This is a genomic window from Nostoc sp. TCL240-02, from assembly GCF_013343235.1.
Lineage (GTDB): Bacteria > Cyanobacteriota > Cyanobacteriia > Cyanobacteriales > Nostocaceae > Nostoc.
Genome location: NZ_CP040094.1, coordinates 7,316,343 through 7,335,507, shown reverse-complemented (window position 1 = coordinate 7,335,507; position 19,165 = coordinate 7,316,343). Strand labels below are relative to the sequence as shown.

General features: G+C 42.1%; 18 protein-coding genes. 6 read left to right on the top strand and 12 right to left on the bottom strand.

Features of this window, described 5'->3' with window-relative positions:
• Nucleotides 1-113: 113 nt before the first annotated feature.
• A complete protein-coding gene (locus FBB35_RS31410; protein WP_174712873.1) occupies nt 114-275 on the top strand; it encodes a hypothetical protein in 162 nt (53 codons plus the stop codon).
• A gap of 154 nt (nt 276-429) precedes the next feature.
• Here the strand turns inward: FBB35_RS31410 and FBB35_RS31405 are convergent, their stop codons facing one another.
• The gene (locus tag FBB35_RS31405; protein ID WP_174712872.1) at nt 430-1,698 is read right to left on the bottom strand and encodes an FGGY-family carbohydrate kinase; all 1,269 of its coding nucleotides are present in this window, start codon (nt 1,696-1,698) and stop codon (nt 430-432) included.
• Between the two features lie 200 nt (nt 1,699-1,898).
• Here FBB35_RS31405 and psaM point away from each other — a divergent pair, with 200 nt between their 5' ends.
• Together psaM and FBB35_RS31395 are read left to right on the top strand one after the other, a co-directional pair.
• Nucleotides 1,899-1,988: a photosystem I reaction center subunit XII gene (gene psaM / locus FBB35_RS31400; protein ID WP_040630342.1), complete on the top strand. Its 90-nt coding sequence runs from the start codon at nt 1,899-1,901 to the stop codon at nt 1,986-1,988.
• 411 nt (nt 1,989-2,399) lie between these two features.
• A complete protein-coding gene (locus FBB35_RS31395) occupies nt 2,400-2,810 on the top strand; it encodes a hypothetical protein (RefSeq protein WP_114086048.1) in 411 nt (136 codons plus the stop codon).
• Nucleotides 2,811-3,124: 314 nt separating this feature from the next.
• Here the strand turns inward: FBB35_RS31395 and FBB35_RS31390 are convergent, their stop codons facing one another.
• On the bottom strand, nt 3,125-3,862 hold the full coding sequence (locus FBB35_RS31390; protein WP_174712871.1) for a tetratricopeptide repeat protein: 738 nt from the start codon (nt 3,860-3,862) through the stop codon (nt 3,125-3,127).
• A 495-nt stretch (nt 3,863-4,357) separates the two neighbouring features.
• On the opposite strand from FBB35_RS31390, the gene FBB35_RS31385 reads away from it, so the two are divergent.
• Nucleotides 4,358-4,822 carry a hypothetical protein gene (locus FBB35_RS31385; RefSeq protein WP_174712870.1) on the top strand — a complete coding sequence of 155 codons (465 nt, stop codon included), beginning with the start codon at nt 4,358-4,360 and terminating at the stop codon, nt 4,820-4,822.
• A 6-nt stretch (nt 4,823-4,828) separates the two neighbouring features.
• Nucleotides 4,829-5,386 carry a glutathione S-transferase family protein gene (locus FBB35_RS31380; RefSeq protein ID WP_174712869.1) on the top strand — a complete coding sequence of 186 codons (558 nt, stop codon included), beginning with the start codon at nt 4,829-4,831 and terminating at the stop codon, nt 5,384-5,386.
• Between the two features lie 94 nt (nt 5,387-5,480).
• Here the strand turns inward: FBB35_RS31380 and FBB35_RS31375 are convergent, their stop codons facing one another.
• From FBB35_RS31375 to FBB35_RS31360, 5 genes are all read right to left on the bottom strand, one after another.
• Nucleotides 5,481-5,972 carry a YajQ family cyclic di-GMP-binding protein gene (locus FBB35_RS31375; RefSeq protein ID WP_012411046.1) on the bottom strand — a complete coding sequence of 164 codons (492 nt, stop codon included), beginning with the start codon at nt 5,970-5,972 and terminating at the stop codon, nt 5,481-5,483.
• 162 nt (nt 5,973-6,134) lie between these two features.
• On the bottom strand, nt 6,135-6,533 hold the full coding sequence (locus FBB35_RS31370; RefSeq protein WP_174712868.1) for an MAPEG family protein: 399 nt from the start codon (nt 6,531-6,533) through the stop codon (nt 6,135-6,137).
• Between the two features lie 86 nt (nt 6,534-6,619).
• Nucleotides 6,620-7,123, bottom strand: coding sequence for a DNA recombination-mediator protein A (locus FBB35_RS31365; protein WP_174712867.1), 504 nt, complete (start codon nt 7,121-7,123; stop codon nt 6,620-6,622).
• Between the two features lie 81 nt (nt 7,124-7,204).
• On the bottom strand, nt 7,205-7,339 hold the full coding sequence (locus tag FBB35_RS35620; protein ID WP_302480936.1) for a hypothetical protein: 135 nt from the start codon (nt 7,337-7,339) through the stop codon (nt 7,205-7,207).
• 30 nt (nt 7,340-7,369) lie between these two features.
• A complete protein-coding gene (locus FBB35_RS31360; RefSeq protein WP_174712866.1) occupies nt 7,370-8,464 on the bottom strand; it encodes a phosphotransacetylase family protein in 1,095 nt (364 codons plus the stop codon).
• A 728-nt stretch (nt 8,465-9,192) separates the two neighbouring features.
• Between FBB35_RS31360 and FBB35_RS31355 the strand changes: the two genes are divergently transcribed.
• Nucleotides 9,193-10,173, top strand: a complete 981-nt coding sequence (locus FBB35_RS31355) for an aldo/keto reductase (RefSeq protein WP_174712865.1) — start codon at nt 9,193-9,195, stop codon at nt 10,171-10,173.
• 271 nt (nt 10,174-10,444) lie between these two features.
• Here FBB35_RS31355 and FBB35_RS31350 read toward each other — a convergent pair whose 3' ends face one another.
• The 5 genes from FBB35_RS31350 to FBB35_RS31330 form a co-directional block, all read right to left on the bottom strand.
• Nucleotides 10,445-11,221 (bottom strand): PEP-CTERM sorting domain-containing protein, encoded by a 777-nt coding sequence (locus FBB35_RS31350; protein WP_174712864.1) that lies wholly within the window; start codon nt 11,219-11,221, stop codon nt 10,445-10,447.
• 398 nt (nt 11,222-11,619) lie between these two features.
• Nucleotides 11,620-12,000 (bottom strand): response regulator transcription factor, encoded by a 381-nt coding sequence (locus tag FBB35_RS31345; protein ID WP_174712863.1) that lies wholly within the window; start codon nt 11,998-12,000, stop codon nt 11,620-11,622.
• A gap of 156 nt (nt 12,001-12,156) precedes the next feature.
• Nucleotides 12,157-15,528: a PAS domain S-box protein gene (locus tag FBB35_RS31340; RefSeq protein ID WP_174712862.1), complete on the bottom strand. Its 3,372-nt coding sequence runs from the start codon at nt 15,526-15,528 to the stop codon at nt 12,157-12,159.
• Nucleotides 15,529-15,554: 26 nt separating this feature from the next.
• Nucleotides 15,555-17,525: an ATP-binding protein gene (locus tag FBB35_RS31335; protein ID WP_174712861.1), complete on the bottom strand. Its 1,971-nt coding sequence runs from the start codon at nt 17,523-17,525 to the stop codon at nt 15,555-15,557.
• A 440-nt stretch (nt 17,526-17,965) separates the two neighbouring features.
• Nucleotides 17,966-18,466, bottom strand: a complete 501-nt coding sequence (locus FBB35_RS31330; RefSeq protein WP_114086060.1) for a fatty acid hydroxylase — start codon at nt 18,464-18,466, stop codon at nt 17,966-17,968.
• Nucleotides 18,467-19,165 lie beyond the last annotated feature (699 nt).

Here is a 19,165-nt window from a genome sequence, read left to right as displayed (position 1 = left end):
TACTGCGATCGTATCATCTATAAATCAAATTAAAATTTGGTCGCATCATTTTAGCCTTAAGCTACGCCAACACAACAAAATGCGAACAAGACTTTTTGATATATCCCAAAGACTTGACACACCCACTAGATATTAAAAGCGATCAAATCCGAGTCCGCAGCCTCACCTTTTCCCTAGATGATAATCTCGATCGCGCAGGTCAAACCTTCTTAAAAAACCTTTTTCTCTTAATCGCCTTAAAACTCACACAGATAATTAGTAAAGGGGATAGATGACATTCGCTTGTGGCGAAGCACCCATCCCCGAATAGCTGCCCAGATCATGAACCTGGAATCTATAGTCCGGTATCTAATCATCCCAGTATCGTCTGAGATATGTCGATTGTCACTGGGATAGATACTGATTTAGAAGATATCTACGAAAAGATAGTTACACATTACTCTTTTTCACGCCTTCCATACCCAACAGCGCCGTTCCGTAAGCAGCTTCTGTATACACTGAAGCTACTACAGGAATCTGCAAATAACGCGCTCTAATCGTAGTCAAAGTATCATTAGCCGCGCCACCGCCAGCAGTATAAACACGACTTAACTTGTCTGCTCCCATTTGCTGTAATAATTCGTACCCTCGTGCTTCTATGCGGGTAATACTTTCTAACAACCCATGCAAAAATTCCACTGGGTTATCTGGGCGTGGTTCCAAACGTGGGGCTAAATTGGGATCATTAATTGGAAAGCGATCGCCTACCTTCAACAACGGATAATAATCTAAATCGCTGGCTTTTGCTCCATCAATTTCCCGGCTAAGGCTTGCTAATTCAGCGTTGGTGAAAAATTGCTGAAGTACTGCACCTCCAGTATTAGAAGCACCACCAGTCAGCCACAAATCCCCTAACCTATGGCTGTAAATTCCATATCTGGCATCTTCTACACGGGTACGACTTAATAACTTTAGTACCAATGTTGAACCCAGTGAAGTCACGGCTTCACCAGGTAATTTTGCACCACTGGCGAGAAAAGCCGCGATACTATCAGTTGTACCTGCACATACCAGACAATCACGGCTAAAACCAAACTTATCCGCAATTTCAGGACGCAATTCGGCAATGGGAGTACCAGGAGTTAAAACTTTGGGTAGCTGAATCGGTATTTGCAGTTTTTCTAGCCATTCTGGGTATTTCAACTCTTCCACGTCATAACCCAGCTTTAAAGCATTATGGTAATCGCTAATTCCCAACTGTCCATGTAAAAGAAACGCCAGCCAATCTGCTTGATGCAAGAAATATCTAGCTTCACTAAATGAGGGTAATTGTCTCATCCACAAAAGTTTAGCTAGGCTGGAGGTGGCACTCAACACGGTATGATTAGGGGGTGCTATACTCCTCAAATCCTCTAGCACCAATGATCCCCGCGCATCGTTATATAGCAATGGTGCATCTGTTGGGTTGCCAGCAGCATCAACCAGCAAGACTGTAGAAGAAGTCCCATTAATTGCGATCGCTTTAATTTTTTGCCGCAATTGGTCAGGTATTTGTTCCAGCAGTAAAAACAAAGCCTCCTGCCAAATATTTGGCGTAACGGTGGCTGTTGAGTCCTGGAAAGGATATCTCACCTCAGCCTGAATACAATAGGCTTCCTCGTCAATTACCACGCCGCGTGCGCCAGATGTACCGAAGTCGATACCCAAATACAAATTCATAATTTTTATAAATTTTTTTAATAGAGAATAAATAAGGACTACTGACTAATAACTGCTTTTGTTGCATCTTGTAACAAGATATTCCACAATTCTGGCAAAACAAGGAAAAGTAGTAAACGAACTGTTCAAAATCTATTCAGGTTAGGAGGTTTTCAGCCATGCCTATCTTAGATACTCTGTACATCGCTCAGATATCTTCCATCTCAGACACTCAAGTCTATATCGCTCTAGTTGTAGCGTTGATTCCAGGAGTTCTAGCTTGGCGATTAGCCACAGAACTTTACAAATAAGGCTACGGTGTGACACAGTTAAAAAGCTAATAATCCTGGCAGTACGGGGTGCAATTTCCTTTCTTCTTTTGGCGTTATGCCATCAGTAGCTAGGAAACTAACACTTACGTAAGCCAGGTTATTTTTTAACTGGTGAAACACTTGTAGCTATTTCAAAAAAATGAAGTAATATGACAGCTAAATCAACCATTCAAGAGTGCTGAGTGCTGTTAGCGGTAGCGGGGCGTTTAGCCCGTGCTGAGTGCCCAGGAAAAAGTAATGAGTAAAAAGTAGTACTTATGAACCCTCCCACTCTAAGCCGAAGCACTAGCTACTCTAAACTGATTTGACGCTGAGTATAATTAGTGATTTTTTTTACTCAGCACTCTTCATTGTGCTTCCCTTCACTAAGCGAGGTTATCTTTTAGCATCATGAACGCGATTCAACCCTCTAGACCACCGTTACAACCTATACAAAAACGCCGGGCTATTCCTCGACCAAAGCGGCATCTTCGTCAACGTTCTTACCAGGTGATGGCACTAGAAAGCACAGCCAAGATAGCGGTTAATCTTGTCGTTACAGCCGTTGCAGCATCTGCTTTAGCACAACTTTTGCCTCATCATTGGTTACAGCAAGAAAAGTTGCGAGAAATTAATACTGAAGTCAAGTTGATGGAAGTACACGTTGATGGTTTACAGGTGGAATTTAGCCGTAACTTCGATCCTCAGCAAACTAGAAGAATTATGCAACAACAAGGATTCCGATTTGCTCCCAATCAGCGTCGGGTCGTGTTGATGAATAAGGATCTTAGAGAAGATGAACAAACAGAGTCATCTCCTTAAGCTAAATGGCTAATTTGGGATTATTTAGGTTTATTGTGATTTTGGCTACGTAAAAACCGGGTGCGAATTTAATATTATTGCTAATAAATAATGGTTAATAGCTGATGTTTGAATAGCTATGTAGTTATCATCTATTAGTAAAATCCTATTCAAAATTTAATCAATTATTTTGAATTTTGAATTCCCAGTAAGTAAGTCGGCGTAAACAATCATCCTTGGGATCAGGCAGGGGACAAGGAGCAGTAAAAAAAAGGCTTGAGCCTTGTTTACTTTTCTTCACGCAATTTGGTTTTATTGTGCCGACTCACTTAGAACTAATCTACCAAGTGGGATGTAGGATGCTCAGGAGATAGCAAATCGTTTAGCCAATTTTCGATTTGTAAACGCAAGCGAGAACCAGTGAAATCCCTAGTTGTTGCGAGAGTAGGCAGTTGAGTGAGGGCACGACGATAATCAGCGATCGCACAATTCCAGTCACCCCAAAGATGGTAAGTTCTGCCGCGTTCAGCCCAGATATGACCTTCTAGTTGACCGAAAAGCTGTGCTAACTCAAAATTCTCAATTGCCTCCTCGTATCGCCCCAAATCACGCCAGGTAATGCCTCGGTTAATCCACGCCCGAACATAGCCAGGATTCAAATCAATGGCTTGATCGTAGTCGGCAAGTGCTGTTGCTAATTCTCCACAAGCTGCATAGTAATTTGCCCGGTTATTATAAGCACTAGCCAAATGAGGATTGAGTTTCAGGGCGGTGTTATAGTCGTAAAGCGCTTTTTGGCTTTCACCACTTTGGAAATAAATGAGTCCCCGATTGTTGTAATCAACGGCATTGTGCGGACGGCGGTAAATTAGTTGGCTTAAAAGTGCGATCGCCTCTGCATAGTCACCTTCTTGAGCCGACTTCAAAGCAAAAGAGCGTAAGTAGTTATTCCCTAAAGTAGATGCGCTGCGATCGTTTTTCCTCTGCTCTTGGACTTTATTTGTATTATTTAAAACATATTTATATTGCTTGCTTTGCTGGTCATCGTCAGCTAGAAATGAGTGAATATTCATCTTTCCCTGCCTGAAATCCCTGCTTTGTAAAATTAAATTTTAGTTTTTGCTCGTACTGTGTCTATTTTTAAGGTATTTAGGGTTACAAAAAAGCCATCTAAAGAGAGAACTTTACCTAGCCGCACAAGAGAAATATACGTCCTAAATAAACAATTGCTCCTCAAACCTAATGATGGATACTTGATCCCAGAGGTCAATTCCAGAAATAGCAGATGTCAATCTCAAAGACTAGTCGGGTAGTGAGAGCGACAAATTGGTAGAATGCCAACAAGCCGTTCTTTCAGAGATGAGAAAGAGGGGAGAGGGGTAGAGGGGGACAAGGGAGATGAGGGAGCAGGGGAAGCAGGGGGAGAAAGAATAAAGAACTAATGCCCAATGCCCAATACTTCGGCTTCGCTCAGTACAAGTGCCCAATGCCCAATGCCCAATACCCAATACCCAATACCCAATGCCCCAGCATCTAGATTTAATTTTTAAGTTTTGAGAAATTTTCTGATGACAACCGCAATTTCCTATCCCAATGCCCCTGATTTAGCAACCGATGACTACATTGTTATCGGCTTGGCAACCTGCTTCGTCAAAGAAGATGGAGAAGTTTATCAAATTGAAGTCATAGAACCGATTCCCTCTGCGGCTTTGGAAGCGCTTTTAAAGGGCATTCCTACCTCCTATAAGCTGGCCCATGCAACAACTTTGGGATCTGTCTTGGATGGCGATTCACAATTCCTGCCGGATGGCTTCCCAGAGTCGGCTCAGTTTGGAGAGGAATTTGTGCCACGGGCATTTGCAGCGGCTCGTACATACAAGCGTCGTGAATCTGCAAAATCCCTGATTCCATTAGGTACAAACTACACTGAATTTAAGTATTCCATTGAGCGCAAACGGGTGCTAAATGCCGCTAGAGTTGTAACAAAAGAAGATAACGTTAAACAACATTCTCACACTCACAAAGTTCTTTAAGTAATTATGCTCAAACTTTATGGTGGCGCTCGTAGTCGAGCCTCAATTGTTCAATGGTATTTAGAGGAAATACAAGTTCCTTACGAATTCGTCAAACTCGATATGCAGGCGGGTGAACACCTCAAGCCTGAATATTTGACAATTAACCCAGTTGGTAAAGTTCCAGCAATTGTTGATGGGGATTTTCAGCTTTGGGAATCTGGGGCAATTTTGCTGTATCTTGCTGAAAAGTACGGTAAAACTGGACTTTCAGTAGAGGAACGTGCTGTATTTTATCAATGGGTATTGTTTGCCAATGCTACCCTTGGGCCAGGAATTTTTGGGGAAGCAAATCGGGAACGAGAAATGCCCCGCTTGTTGGCTCCATTAAATGAAATTTTCAGTAAGCAAGCTTTTTTGCTCAGTAATGAGTTCACAGTTGCTGATGTGGCAGTGGGGTCTATTCTAACTTACATTCCGATTATGCTAAAGCTAGACCTCAGCGCCTACCCAGCAGTGTTGAACTATATGAAGCAGTTATCTGAGCGTCCGGCATTTCAAAAAAGTATTGGCGGACGGGGTTAGAATAATTTGTAATGACGTTCGCAGACTCGCTACCGCTACGCTAACGTAATTCGTAATTCGTAATTGAATTGATTAGTTACGAATTACGAGTTTTTTAACGATAATTTGTAAATTGCAAAGCAACTGGGTAGTCTTCTTGTTTTAGTCGCTGCATTACTACTTGTAAGTCGTCTTTAGATTTTGCAGAAACCCTCACGGCATCACCTTGGATTGAGGCTTGTACTTTTTTGAATTCGTCCCGAATCAATTTGGAAATTTGTTTGGCGATTTCTTGACTTATGCCTTTTTTTAGTTTGATTTCTTGACGGACGCGATTACCACTAGCTGATTCAACTTTGCCAAAATCAAAGATTTTCTGGGAGAGGTTACGCTTGGCGGCTTTTTCTCGCAGAATGGTATGTACAGAATCTAAGGTAAACTCGCTGTCAGTACTAACGTTAATGCTTTCTTCGACCAACTCGACAGTAGTTTCAGTGTCTTTGAGGTCGTAACGACCTTTGATGTCTCGTATAACTTGATCGACTGCGTTAACTAACTCTTGTCGATCAAAGTCGCTCACAATGTCAAAGGAAAATGTAGAAGCCATAAAACACTTTAGATTTTAGATTTTGGACTTTCCTGCGGAACGCTACGCGAACGACTTCGCTCAGTCGAACGATTTTGGATTGGATTTTGGATTGGATTTTGGATTAAATTATGGAAAAATTTTTTCCTAGTCCCCATTCCCCATTCCCCATTCCCCCGCCACCTAATTAGTAGCTTGGATGATGCTCAAGAAGATAAGAGTGATAGAGCTAACAATACCAGTAGCAAACATGAGCGATCGCAAAAGGGGTATATTCAAAATATAAAAAACTGAGTATAGCAAACGAGCCACCACAAAGGCGATCACAGCTATTTGCCCCGTAAAAGAATTTACACCAGTTACATAAGCCATCAATGCGGCTGCGGCAAATATCATAAAGGCTTCAAAGGTGTTCTGATGTGCCCAAGTAGCTCGTTGGGCATAAGGCGGCAATTTATCAACCATCGCGCGAGGAGTAGCAAGCATTTCCTTGCCAATACGCACACGGGCATAAGCCACTACCAAAAATGGCAGGTAAATCAGAACGACAGCAGCAGCGATCGAGTACAAAAAAATTATCATTACTTATTGTTGTTGGTTATTAGTCATTAGTCATCAGTCATTAGTCATCAGTCAAATACAAATGACAAAAGACAAATGACAAATGACTAATCAAAGTAGAAAAGCGTTACTACTTTTCTTTGTTCTTCTGCATCTTGACAAGTTTGCAACAGGGTGCGGCTGTCATGAAACGCAAAACAGATCAGTTGCTGGCAACGGGAGACAATTTCCTTGTTGCACAGGTAACTAGCTTCGGCAAGGGACAGATTATCATTACTGGGATTTTCCACTAAATGCATTACCTGTTCTAGTTGCTGGCGCGATTCTAAAGGCTGGCGTTCCAGGCTTTGAGGTAGAATCACCGTCAACAAATTTGCATCAGCCCGCGTTGCTCCCTTAATGGCCGCTGAATTTGTCCCTGTAGCACCAGAAGTAATGATGCGATTGCCCGATAAAACTAGGGCATAAGTCATCATTTCAATAAGATTCTGATGCGTAATCGGAACGTGACGAGAACCCAACAAGGCGATTTTTTTGGAACCCGTTTGCTGGATTGTCGCTAGTTCTTGCGCTAATGTGTCGAGTTTAATAAGGTCTGTTGATTGGCTCAAAGATAGATATAATCCGATTAAACGACCCAGATATTTTACCAAACAGCGTGTAGGTGCGAGGAAAACTTGAGTTAGACATTGCTACAATTTTTCGATTGTTTGGTTCAATAACTCGATTACAGTGCAAAGAGAGATAGCACGCGATCGCCTCTGAGGTGACAGCGTGCCGACTTTTTCTTCGCCAGTAGTACAGGCTCCTACCTGATAATTGAGCATAGATGCTCTTAATTGTTTAGCTTGATGAATCTAAGACAATGCTACTGCTGGAGTTAAACCCAGTTTAGATAACAGGCGTTCAATGTCAAAATGCTCAGACATTAATTGCCGAATGCAATGAACCTTAATCGGTTCGTGGAGGCGGACTTGTCCGAAAGTGCGGTTAACAATTTCTACAGTGGTGAGGGTGTCTAAGTCAACAGATAAAATGGGGATTTCTAGTTCTTCAGCGCGACTAAGAATGAACGGCGGCGGTGGTAGTTGCCCGGTGAGAATTAAACATTGAGTAGAAGTTTCTAAAGCCGCTTGCTGAATTTCGACGCGATCGCCTCCTGTTACAACTGCCATATTTCGGCGTTTGCGGAAATACTTGACAGCAGAGTTGACATTCATCGCTCCAATTGCCAGACTTTCTACCAACAAATCCATGCGATCGTTGCGACAGAGAACGTCAGCCTTTAACTGCTTCACCAGTTCACCAACACTGATACTACGGAGCAAATCGCTATTTGGCAGCATTGCTAGCACGGGAATCCCTTGCTGTTCCAAAAATGGACGTAAGAGAGTGTTAACTGCTTCTAGTTGGGTGACAGGGATATCATTGATCACAACTCCCATCAAGCGATCGCCCACACGCCCTTTAGCAGCCAATAGCGCCTCAACCGAAAGCAACGATTTATAGCGGCTTACTAACAGCACGCCAGCATCTAATACTTCAGCCATTTGCAGCAAAGACAAGTCAAACAAATTGCCTTCGGAAAAATCACCAGGCCCCTCCAGTAATACCAAATCTCCTTGGGACATTTGTAAATATTGCTGTATTAAGGACTGCTGATAATCGGTTTTGTCTTCCCCTCGTAAGCGCTTTTGCACATTGAGTTCATCCAAAGCCAGCATTGTAGGTGCAACACGGTTTTCCGGCAAATTGAGGCTAAGAGCGATGAATTGGACATCTTCCTCAATTACGGTTCCACTAGACGAATTTAGACACGTACCAAGCGGTTTACCGTAGGTAATATCCAGTCCTTTTTGCTGTAGCTGATGAGACAAACCCAGAACAGTTGCAGATTTACCGCTATAAGTCTCGGTTGAGCCAATCAGCAAATATTTAGGGGATTTTGGCACACATGCACTCCTAATTTCAAAATTCAGAAGAACCCAGCTAGGTGTTTCCTAATTCTAGTTCCTTCTGGCAAAAGCCTCTCGCTCTCACAAATTAAGGTTTCCCATAATTCGCTTCTGAATAAGCAGGCGAGCCTCTTATCGGTAGGTTTTTCAGATTAGACCAATTTTTTGGGTTTTAGAACCAAAAAGATTGCCTGAAACCTTAAAACTACGTTAAATATCTTCTAGGTTTCTATAGAAATCCGGTTTGATTTGGAGAAAATATACGTAGGATGTATTAGCGCGGAGAGTACGGCATCAAACCCTTGATAATAGTGCGTTACGAACTCTGTTCTAACCCACTCTCAATTTTCTTTGCTAAGTAAGATTTAGTTTAAAAAAAGTATTGACATGAAGACCAACTTAGAATAATTTTCCTATCTATGGAAGAATGGCTTGGACTCTGATTGGGCACTCTTAAAATTCAATACTTCACCTTCAGAAAAAGAACCAAGATATTTAATTGTAAACACGAACACTAAACAGGGTCTGCTAGTTCATGATGATACTATCTATCAGCATCTAAAAGAAACTATGCGTGAAAAAGGAGTTCGTATTATTTCAAGTTTATGATGTGTATATATTTTTCCAGTAAATACTTCTAAGTGTAGATGACTGAGTGATAGGGAAAGGGATAATGCTGAAGGAGTTGATTTTATCTGACCAATTACTGACTAGGAGACTATTTGATGAAAACCAGAAAGCTAGGGAAACTTGGGTTAGAAGTTTCAGCTATTGGACTTGGTTGCATGGGAATGTCTGAGTTTTATAGTGGTCGTGATGAAATTGAGGCGATCGCTACAATTCATCGAGCCTTGGAACTTGGAGTTAATTTTCTTGATACTGCTGATATGTACGGGCCTTTTACTAACGAGCAACTAGTAGGCAAAGCAATTAAAGATCGCCGCGATAAAGTAGTATTAGCAACCAAATTTGGTAATGTCCGCACTGAAGATGGTGGTTGGAAAGGGATTAGTGGCAAACCCGAATATGTCCATCAAGCTTGTGATGCCTCGCTCAAACGTCTGGGAGTGGAAGTGATTGACCTCTATTATCAACATCGGGTAGATACAACCGTACCCATTGAGGATACTGTAGGAGCAATGGCGGAGTTAGTAAAGCTGGGAAAAGTTCGTTATTTAGGGCTTTCAGAGGCTGCTCCGGCGACGATTCGGCGGGCTGTGGCAGTTCACCCCATTGCCGCACTCCAAACAGAATACTCGCTTTGGAGTCGAGAACCAGAAGATGAAATTTTACCTACAGTGCGGGAATTAGGAATTGGGTTTGTTCCCTATAGCCCATTAGGAAGAGGTTTTTTATCAGGTGCGATCGCTAGCCCTGACGATCTCGCACCTGATGACTATCGCAGAAATGCTCCTCGCTTTCAAGGTGAGAATTTTTCTAAAAACCTGCAATTAGTCGAGCAAGTGAAGGCGATCGCCACCGAAAAAGGAATAACTGCTAGTCAACTTGCACTAGCATGGCTATTGGCTCAAGGAGAAGATATTGTGCCAATTCCTGGTACAAAACGCCGAACCTACTTAGAGGAGAATGTTGCAGCTACCGAAATTACCCTGACTGAACAGGAGTTGAATCGACTGGAAGCAGTTGCACCAAAAGGTGTAGCAGCAGGTGAGCGCTACCCTGACATGAGTACTGTTAATCGTTGATCCATTAACGAAGTCTAGATTTGTGCCGATTGTTCCCAGTAGTGCGATACAGGTGAAAAGCTAGTATTTAGACACTACACAAAATAATTATGTTGTGAATCAAGGTAAGTATGTCATTTCAGGTTTTTATTAATCATTTTTGGATGGTAAATAGACCTGCGCTGTAGGGGCAATTTATGTAGATGCAAAGCGGCTTACCGTTGAGTATTGCCCCTACGATATATATAGTTTTTCAGTATGGCAAAAGTTTTTGGAAAGTGATAGAAGAGGGTTATTTAGCAATTTGTTGCTTGCGTTTCATTTTCAATGCTAGTGCGATCGTTGCCAGCACACCAAGAACAGTATTAGGTTCTGGGACTGAAAGCTGATTATCCACAGTTCCTATTTTGTCAATGTCTATGAATATACTTCCAGTATTGTCACTATAGAAAACATCGTTCACAGCTAGGAACAAAAAAGTCGCCGTGGTGGGAATTGTGAGTGTTGTCTCACCGAAGATACCAAAAACACCATCAAATAATGTTTGTTGACCGCAGATTCTGTTAGGGTCACTCAGGGTTGCATCACTGCACATATAAGCATTTTTACCAGGGTCAAAGGTAGAGCTTGGGGAGGCGGTAGAATTAAACAAAGTGTTAGAAGTCCACGTATTCTGAGTGTAGTCATATTGATTGGCATCTTGCTGATTGAGGGCTACAGCATCAACCACACGTTGTTCAGAAGATGTATCAAGGAGGTGATCTGAGGTACTGAATACCCCTATCATGTCGCTCCTTTGACCTGGACTCCAAACACTCGTGTTAAATTTACCAGAAATATTCAGGCTGATGGAGTCGCCACCTTTTAAACCCAAATCTGCTAGGGATATGGCTTTAGTGTTACCAGCAACAGTATTCACACCTTGGTAATAAGTTGTGTCAGCGTAAGTTCTCAAAAAGGTGTCTGTAGGATCTATTGTCAGGGATGCGGCTTGAGCTTTGTTAACCGTAGACAATGCTCCTAGTCCTACTAGACTAGAAACCATTAAAACACCCAGAAATTTTTTCATATTCTTGCATTGATTGCGTGTAAATCTATGTTATGCAATAGCCGATAAAGCTTGTATAAGTTTACACGGACGAGTGTTGAATATTAGATATGTTTAACTGGAAAAACTTCGAACAATTACAGTATTTTTATTTATAATAACTAAACTATTGTTTACTTAAAATCGCAGTATACGTGAACAGTATTTACACTTAAGGGCTATTACGTGTAATCGGCAATTGAAAGTGCTTCTAACTCAGCCATAAGGTAGTGGCTGAGTTAGAAATTATATTGTTCGTGCCGCCCCTGTGTGTTTGAGCCTCTGTCAACGATTCTTCATCTGAAGAAGACGGTTTTCAAATCATCTATACTTGGTATTTATTGTTAATACGTAAGCTTTAATATTATTCATAATTTTACTTAAAAGCCCAACACCTGCCTTGATTTCTCAAGTACTTCTTTGGGGCGAAATGGTTTAGTTAGATATAAATCTGCACCAACCTCAATCCCTTTTTGTTTGTCAAATTCCTGTCCTTTAGCTGTCAATATTACAATGTAGATGTCAGTGATTTCCAAGTCATGTTTAACAATGTGGCAGACTTGCAAACCGTTCATTTTAGGCATCATCACATCAAGAAAAACTAGATTTGGTTTTTCAGCTTTAATAGTTTCAAGAGCTTCTTCTCCATTTCTAGCAGTTAGAAGTTCTACGCCCTCATCTTCTAATGCTTCTAAGGCTTGTTCCATCAAAATCAAGATATTGGGCTCATCGTCAACAATCAAAATTTTCTGGGTTGTCATAGGGATTGGGGAATGGGGATTGGGGATTGGGGATTGGGGATTGAGGATTGGGGATTGAGGATTGGGGATTGGGGATTGAAGATTGGGGATTGGGTATTCTCCTTGTCTCTAGTCCCTAGTTCCCAGTCCCCAGTCCCCAGTCCCCAGTAGAAGCAATTACTGATCGGAAAGCATAATAAAGAATACATTTTCCAATTCCTTTTCAAAGCGTAGGGTTTTCACTAAATCGGCTTCTTGAGAAAAGATAGAATCGATGATGATCATGTCAGGTTTGGCTGACAGAGCTTTATTGATGCATTCTTGCGGATTGGAGGCTTCAATCACGTTGTATCCCTGAGCTTGTAATACATCGGATAAGGTTTTTAAGGCTGATGCATTTTTATCTACAACTAATACCTTTTTACTAGAAATACCCTGATAAAGCAGTGAGCCAATTTCGTTGAGGAGTTTCTCTGTATTAATAGGCTTGGTGAGATAGCGATCGATACCAATATGGTAGCCCCGTTCTTTGTTTTCAATAATTGACAAAATAATGATCGGAATGTCTGCGGTCTGAGGATCGTTTTTGAGAACGGCTGCTACATCAAAACCGTTAATTTGGGGCATCATTACGTCCAAGAGAATCAGATCGGGACGGGCTGTTTTAATTTGATGAATTGCATCTACGCCGTCCTTTCCTTCCCGAACGTTGTAGCCTTCGTTTTCTAGTTGTTGACGAAGCAGTTCCCGAATATTAGCGTCGTCATCCACCACCAAAATGGTTTTACGGTTTTGGTTCAGCACAGGGTTTGTGGTGATGACGTGTTCTTTTAGTTGTTTGACTAGCGTATCCAGATTCAGATTACCAGTGGTTTTTGAATCGCTGGCGTAGGTGGGAATGATGAATGAGAATACACTGCCTTTACCTGGTTCACTTTCAACCCAAATTCTACCGCCGTGATGATCGATGATTTGTTTACAGATGGGTAGTCCTAACCCTGTGCCTTTGGGTTTGTCGGTGAGGGTGTCACCAACTTGGCGGAATTTCTCGAACACTTTTGGCTGATCTTCTGGTGCAATACCAATACCTGTGTCGATGACGCTGATGCAAACACCGTCGTGTCCTTGTTTGACGCGGCAGGTAACACAACCAGATTCGGTAAATTTAACGGCATTGGAAATCAGATTGATTAAAACTTGCAGTAACCGATTGCGATCGCCTACTATCTGAGGCAATTCAGATTCAATCTCGCTGACCAACTGCAAGCCATTGGTTTCAAACAACCCGGCGGTAGAATTAGTTGCCCAATCGAGTAATTCGCTGGGATCGAGTGGCTGCATCTGCCATTCCACCTTACCTGCTTCCATCTTGGCAATATCCAAGACATCATTAATTAACGATGTGAGCCGTTCTGCTTCCGATACAATAATGTTGAGATTATCACCCACCCGCTTAATGGTTTTTTGAAGCTTGCGGTCTTCGGTAGAAATTATTGGGAATACGTCGGTTTCTAGCTTTTCTTTAATAATCGATGCAAAACCGAGAACAGAAGTTAGTGGGGTTCGCAGTTCGTGGGAAACCGTTGAGATAAAGTCGGTCTTCATCTTGTCAATCTCCTTTTCTGCCGTCACATCCCGAATCAGCAACGCCGAACCGAAACAGGTAGAGGGTTCCTCATCTACCGTCTTTTTGAAAATAGCGGTCGCCACTGCCTGACCAATGCGTTCTTTCGTCAGTGCAACTTCAGCAGAAAATACCTCTTTGGGATGAGATTGAGTTCGTGCAACCAGTTCTGCTAAACCAGATATCGGCAGTTCTCGATAGTGACCGTTGACAGAGGTAGCTGTCAATTCATACATCGCTAAAAAGGCAGGATTGAAGTGGGTAATTTGTCCTGCAGTGTCTGCCACTAATAAACCATCTGCTAAGTTATCTAAAATGGCATTTAATCCCTGTGCTTCTGCTAGGGTATTTTGCAGGGCAGATGTCCGTTCTAAAACTCTGGCTTCCAATTCTTGATTCAGTTGCCGCAAAGAAATTTCTGCTTGTTTGCGGGCAGTGATATCGGTATTAATTTCTAGCACCGCGCAGGGCTGACCATCGATGTCTCGTTGCAATGTCCATCGACTCTGGACGATAATCAATTTGCCAAAATGGGTGAGGTGTTGCACTTCTCCTTCCCAATTACCTTGTTCTAATAACTCTGCGATGATTTCTTCTTTTGGTTTTGGAAAGGTTTTTTTGATAAATGCTTGAATGCATTGGTCTTTTACTTCTTCACGCGTCCAACCGTAGAGTCTTTCGGCACCCTGATTCCAGTGGGAGATTCTGTCGCTCATGTCACGGACGATGATGGCATCGCTGGAATGATTCAACATATCCAATAAACGTTGATTTTCAGCTTCTGCTTGTTTGCGATCGTGAATATCGGTACAGGCTCCAATCCATTCCCGAATGCTGCCGTCTTCTTCTAAAACAGGTGTACCACAGACCCAAAAGTAGCGGTATGTGCCATCTTTGCCACGCAGCCGATATTCAGTTTGGTAGATACCTCGGTTTGCTACAGCAGCATTCCAAGCTTCTGTGGAACTGGCACGGTCATCGGGGTGAATTGGATCGAGCCAGCCCCAACCTTCAACTTCAGCTTCGCTCTGCCCCGTATAGTCCATCCAGGTGAGCATTTCACTGCTTATTCCCAGTCCTTCTGGGGTAGCTCCCCAGACGATTTGTGAAGTAGCAGTTACTAAGGAGCGATATCGTTCTTTAAGACGCTGATTTTCGGCTTCTGCTAGCTTGCGATCGTGAATATCAGTGCAGGTGCCAATCCATTCTCGGACACTGCCATCTTCTTCTAAAACCGGGGCACCCCAGACCCAAAAGTAGCGGTAGTTGCCATCCTTGCCCCGAATTCGGTATTCAATTTGATACATACTCAGGTTTTTTACAGCAGCGCTCCAGACTTCTCCGGTGTAGGCGCGATCGTCAAGATGAACGGCATCAATCCAGCCCCCATTTTCCGCTTCCGCTAAACTTTGACCTGTATAGGCTATCCAGCTTGCCAATTCAAAGCAAATTCCTTCTGGTGTGCTTACCCAGATAATTTGTGCATTAGCTGTCACTAGAGAGCGGTATCGGGCTTCACTCTGTTTCAGGGTTCGTTCAGTATGTTGGCGTTCCTGCTGAACGCGACGAAGGTCGCTGATATCTTCCACGCTAGACCAGATTAGTTGTTCTCCATCTTTCTCAATCATCAGTCCAGAAATTCTGACTGGAACCAGATGACCATCTTTGTGGATTAATTCCTTCTCATAAGGGCCGTAGCGACCAGTTTGTTCTAGGTTCTCTAGAGTTGCTCGGTCACAGGCGGCATAGCTTTCAGGATTAATTTGCCAATAGCTGAGATTTACGGTTTCTGGAACAGTGCGCCCCAAAATTGCAGCATAAGCATGGTTGATACTAATTAGCGTCCCATCTGTTTGACATAGTACTAGCCCAACAGGACATTTTTCAAATAGCTGACTGCTGTATTCATCAAGTTGCTTAAACATGGTTAGGGCTTCTTTAGTGGCGTATTTTAGATAGGGTTAGAACAACAGAACCAAGACAACAAAGTAGCGTAAAGCTTTAATGAAATTGGGTGGCGTTGGAACATCTGGTAAATTTCATCGGGTGATGCAGTTTCCACACCTGGATTGTGCTGTGAAAGTCGCTGGATCAAGTGAGTATGACGGGTCAGTAAATCCGTCGGTTTGAGCATTGGAACTGCTGATGGAATGAAGCCGTCGGCATCAAATATATGGGATAATTCCGTTGTGGCAGTTGGCAAGGTAGAAGTGTCATTCTGTTCTTCAGTAGCTTCCACCACTGCACAATTTAATGGAATCTGAATCCAGAATTCTGTGCCCTCGCCTGGTTGAGAACGACATTTGAGGATTCCTCCATGTTTGTCTACAACAATTTGATAGCTAATTGCCATACCTAACCCGGTTCCCTTACCAATATCTTTTGTGGTGAAAAAGGGATCGTAAATACGGTGGATAACCTCTTGCTTCATGCCTGGGCCGTTGTCGGCAATGCGAATCACAGCCCACTGGCGATCGAGAACTTTGGTACGAATAGTAATAGTCGGAAGTATTATTTGTCCTTTGTCATTTGTTATTTGTGATTCGTTTGATGCCAATGACTCTTCGAGCGCATCAATGGCATTTGCCAGGATGTTCATAAACACCTGATTCAACTGTCCGGGATAGCATTCAACCGGGGGAAGTTTTGCATAGTCTTTAACAATTTCAATTTCCGGACGGTGAATATCTGCTTTCAGACGATGATGAAGAATCATTAGCGTTCCGTCGATGCCATCATGAATGTTGACGGCTTTCATTTCGGCTTCGTCGTGGCGGGAGAAGTTTTTCAGGGATTGGACAATTTCGACGATGCGATCGGTTCCCACTTTCATCGAATCTAGCAGTTTGGGGAGATCCTGCATGATAAATTCCAGGTCTATATTGTCTAACTCTGATTCCAATTCTGGAGGAGTAATAGGTAGGACTTGCTGATACTTTTCCAATAGGTGTAACAAGTCTTGGGAATATTCGGCAACATACTTTAAATTGCCACAAATAAAGTTAACTGGGTTATTGATTTCGTGAGCAACTCCGGCAATGAGTTGTCCGAGACTGGACATTTTTTCGCTTTGGATTAACTGAGTTTGGGCCAGTTGCAACTCATGGAGAGCTTGCTGAAGCTTCTGTGTTTGGGCTTGTGCCTGGACTGCTGCTTGAGTGCTTTGCTCGTAAAGTAAAGCTTTATCAATGGCGATCGCACTTTGAGAGGCAAAGATGCTCACAAGTTTCAAGTGTTCGGCTTTGTATGAGTCAGTTTTGGATGTGCCAATTGCGATCGCTCCCAGTACCCGTTCTTTGGCTCGTAACGGTACACAAATTATGGCGCTAACGTTTTTTTTCACCTCTAATCGAGGATCGGTTTGCACATCATTGATCAGTTCTGCCCGGTTGGATTGCACAATGTTGCCAATAATTCCCTTACCTGGTTGCGGGTGGCTATCGTCAAAAAACTCTCCAAATTCGGCAATGATTTCAAATGCAGTTGCATCTGGACTCAAAAGCAGAATCATCCCCGCAGACGATTCAATTAATCGACTTAATTCTTGAAGCACGAGTTTAGCAATCTGTCGCGTATCCAAACTTGTTGCGAGTTGAGTCGAGATATCGTCAAACAAATCAATTTCTTGATATCGCTCTAGCAATTCTATGGCCAGTACTTTCTTCTCAGCTTCTTGCTTGGCCAATAATGAGAGCAAACTTGCAACTAGAGTTGCCTGTTCTCCTCCCACAACCCAACCGATGATTTCTCCTGACACCTCAATTGGATATCGGTTTTCGGTAGTTTGCTCCCCAATGCTAAGTAGTTTTGTGCCGTCTATCAGTTCAACATCAATCGCAATGTTGAGCTGGTAGACTAAGTTATGAAGGAGAGATGGCAATTCTTTTTTGTTGAGAATCTTTTTGAGGCTAACTGTGGGCATAAAACACCTCATAAGCAGCAAGTTGCAAATTGACCCCATTCAAGCCAATTGGGTGATTAATTTTATTAATGAACGCAGGAGACACAGGGCAGGAGACAGGAGCAAAACCGCCCTCTCTGGAAAAGAGAGGAATTGTCATAAAAATTTAGGGCTATAATAATTTACTAATTAAGACTAGCTTTCCCAAAAATATTGGCGATGTAACAGTGAAGTTGAACATTAGTAAATACCTTTATACTTCGTTACAAAGGTATACTTATGTTTGTGTAACTCGCTTATTTTTAAGGCTTACATAAAGCCACGTACAGTAGGGGCAATTTATGAATTGCCCCTACCTGATAATATATTTTTCTGAAAAGATAAATAGCGTACCAAAAGAAGCTGCGATCGCAGCTTCTTTTGGTACGTTTAAAAAGTATTGAGATAAGTAGTAGCTTCAGTTAGATCCGAGAGTAGCGAAAGCGAAGTCTGAGTAACCGAAGCCAGCGTAACCACATTTGTGCAGGTTGTTCAAAGAATGTAAAAATATCACCGAAACCTAAATTAGTTTTGTGATGATGTAACCAGTGTCTCTCAGGAGTAGTAACAAATAAAATTTGGCATAAAATATTTATAGGCTTTGGAGTTTGCCAACCAAGTACACTTATGTGTCTCCACCATACATGAAACTGACCAAGCAGTAATCCCGAAATAACGCCAATGGGAGAGAAAGACCACAAGACTACTGCTATGAGTACATAAGGTAAAGCTCCTAAGATACCATCTAAAAGAACTTGGGGATTAAAAGTCAAAATAGCGTAGTGACGGAAGTCTTTTTTCCAGGAGTGGTGCGTTTTTAAATGAAGGCTACCAAAAACGTGCTCGGGTACGTGGTAAATAAATGTAGATAGAAAATCACCAAAAAACAGCAATAACCAAGCAACAGCGATAGCCTCAAGCATTTGTACTCCTCAAGAATAGTTAAGAAAACTCCACAGAAAATATGCAAATGTCATGCTGTCGGCGTAGACACCTGGTTTCCTCCACACAAGCAGCATTTGTGCTTATCAGGGGTCTACGCTCCAGTGAATTTGGCTCAGAGTATATGTAATTGGATCAGTTGCAGTTTCAATGAATCTCCAATCCTTAAATGCAGTAAACAGCAACTCCTAAGAACCTCCAGCTTGACTTCTATCTCTGGGTTAATGGTAGCAATACATCTAAAAACCGATTGGAATACAGTATTTTATTATAGCTACTACACAATCTTCTTACTAAGGCATACAGCGTAGGCAAAGATTGAGTTAAAGTTAGTACAAATTTAGGTTAAGGCTTTTTTCAAAATTCTTGATTCCAAAATGATTGTAATTAAGTCTTAATGATGAACTTAATCAGAACCACAGAAATAAGGATTCTGCCAAAACAACTTGGATCATCAAGGTGAGTAAAGCGAGTTTACAATTAAATTGAGATATGGCAAACTTTTGAGTATATAGAACTAACATAATTTTTCAGAGAGAAGTGATCTAAAATCTACATTTAGACCCATAAAATTCAATTCAATTTTACTCATAAAAAGTAGACAAATGCCTAAATTTAGCTACAAATAAGCTAAATTTAGTCCTGACACTATGATCCTATAATACAAAAAACAATCCTGT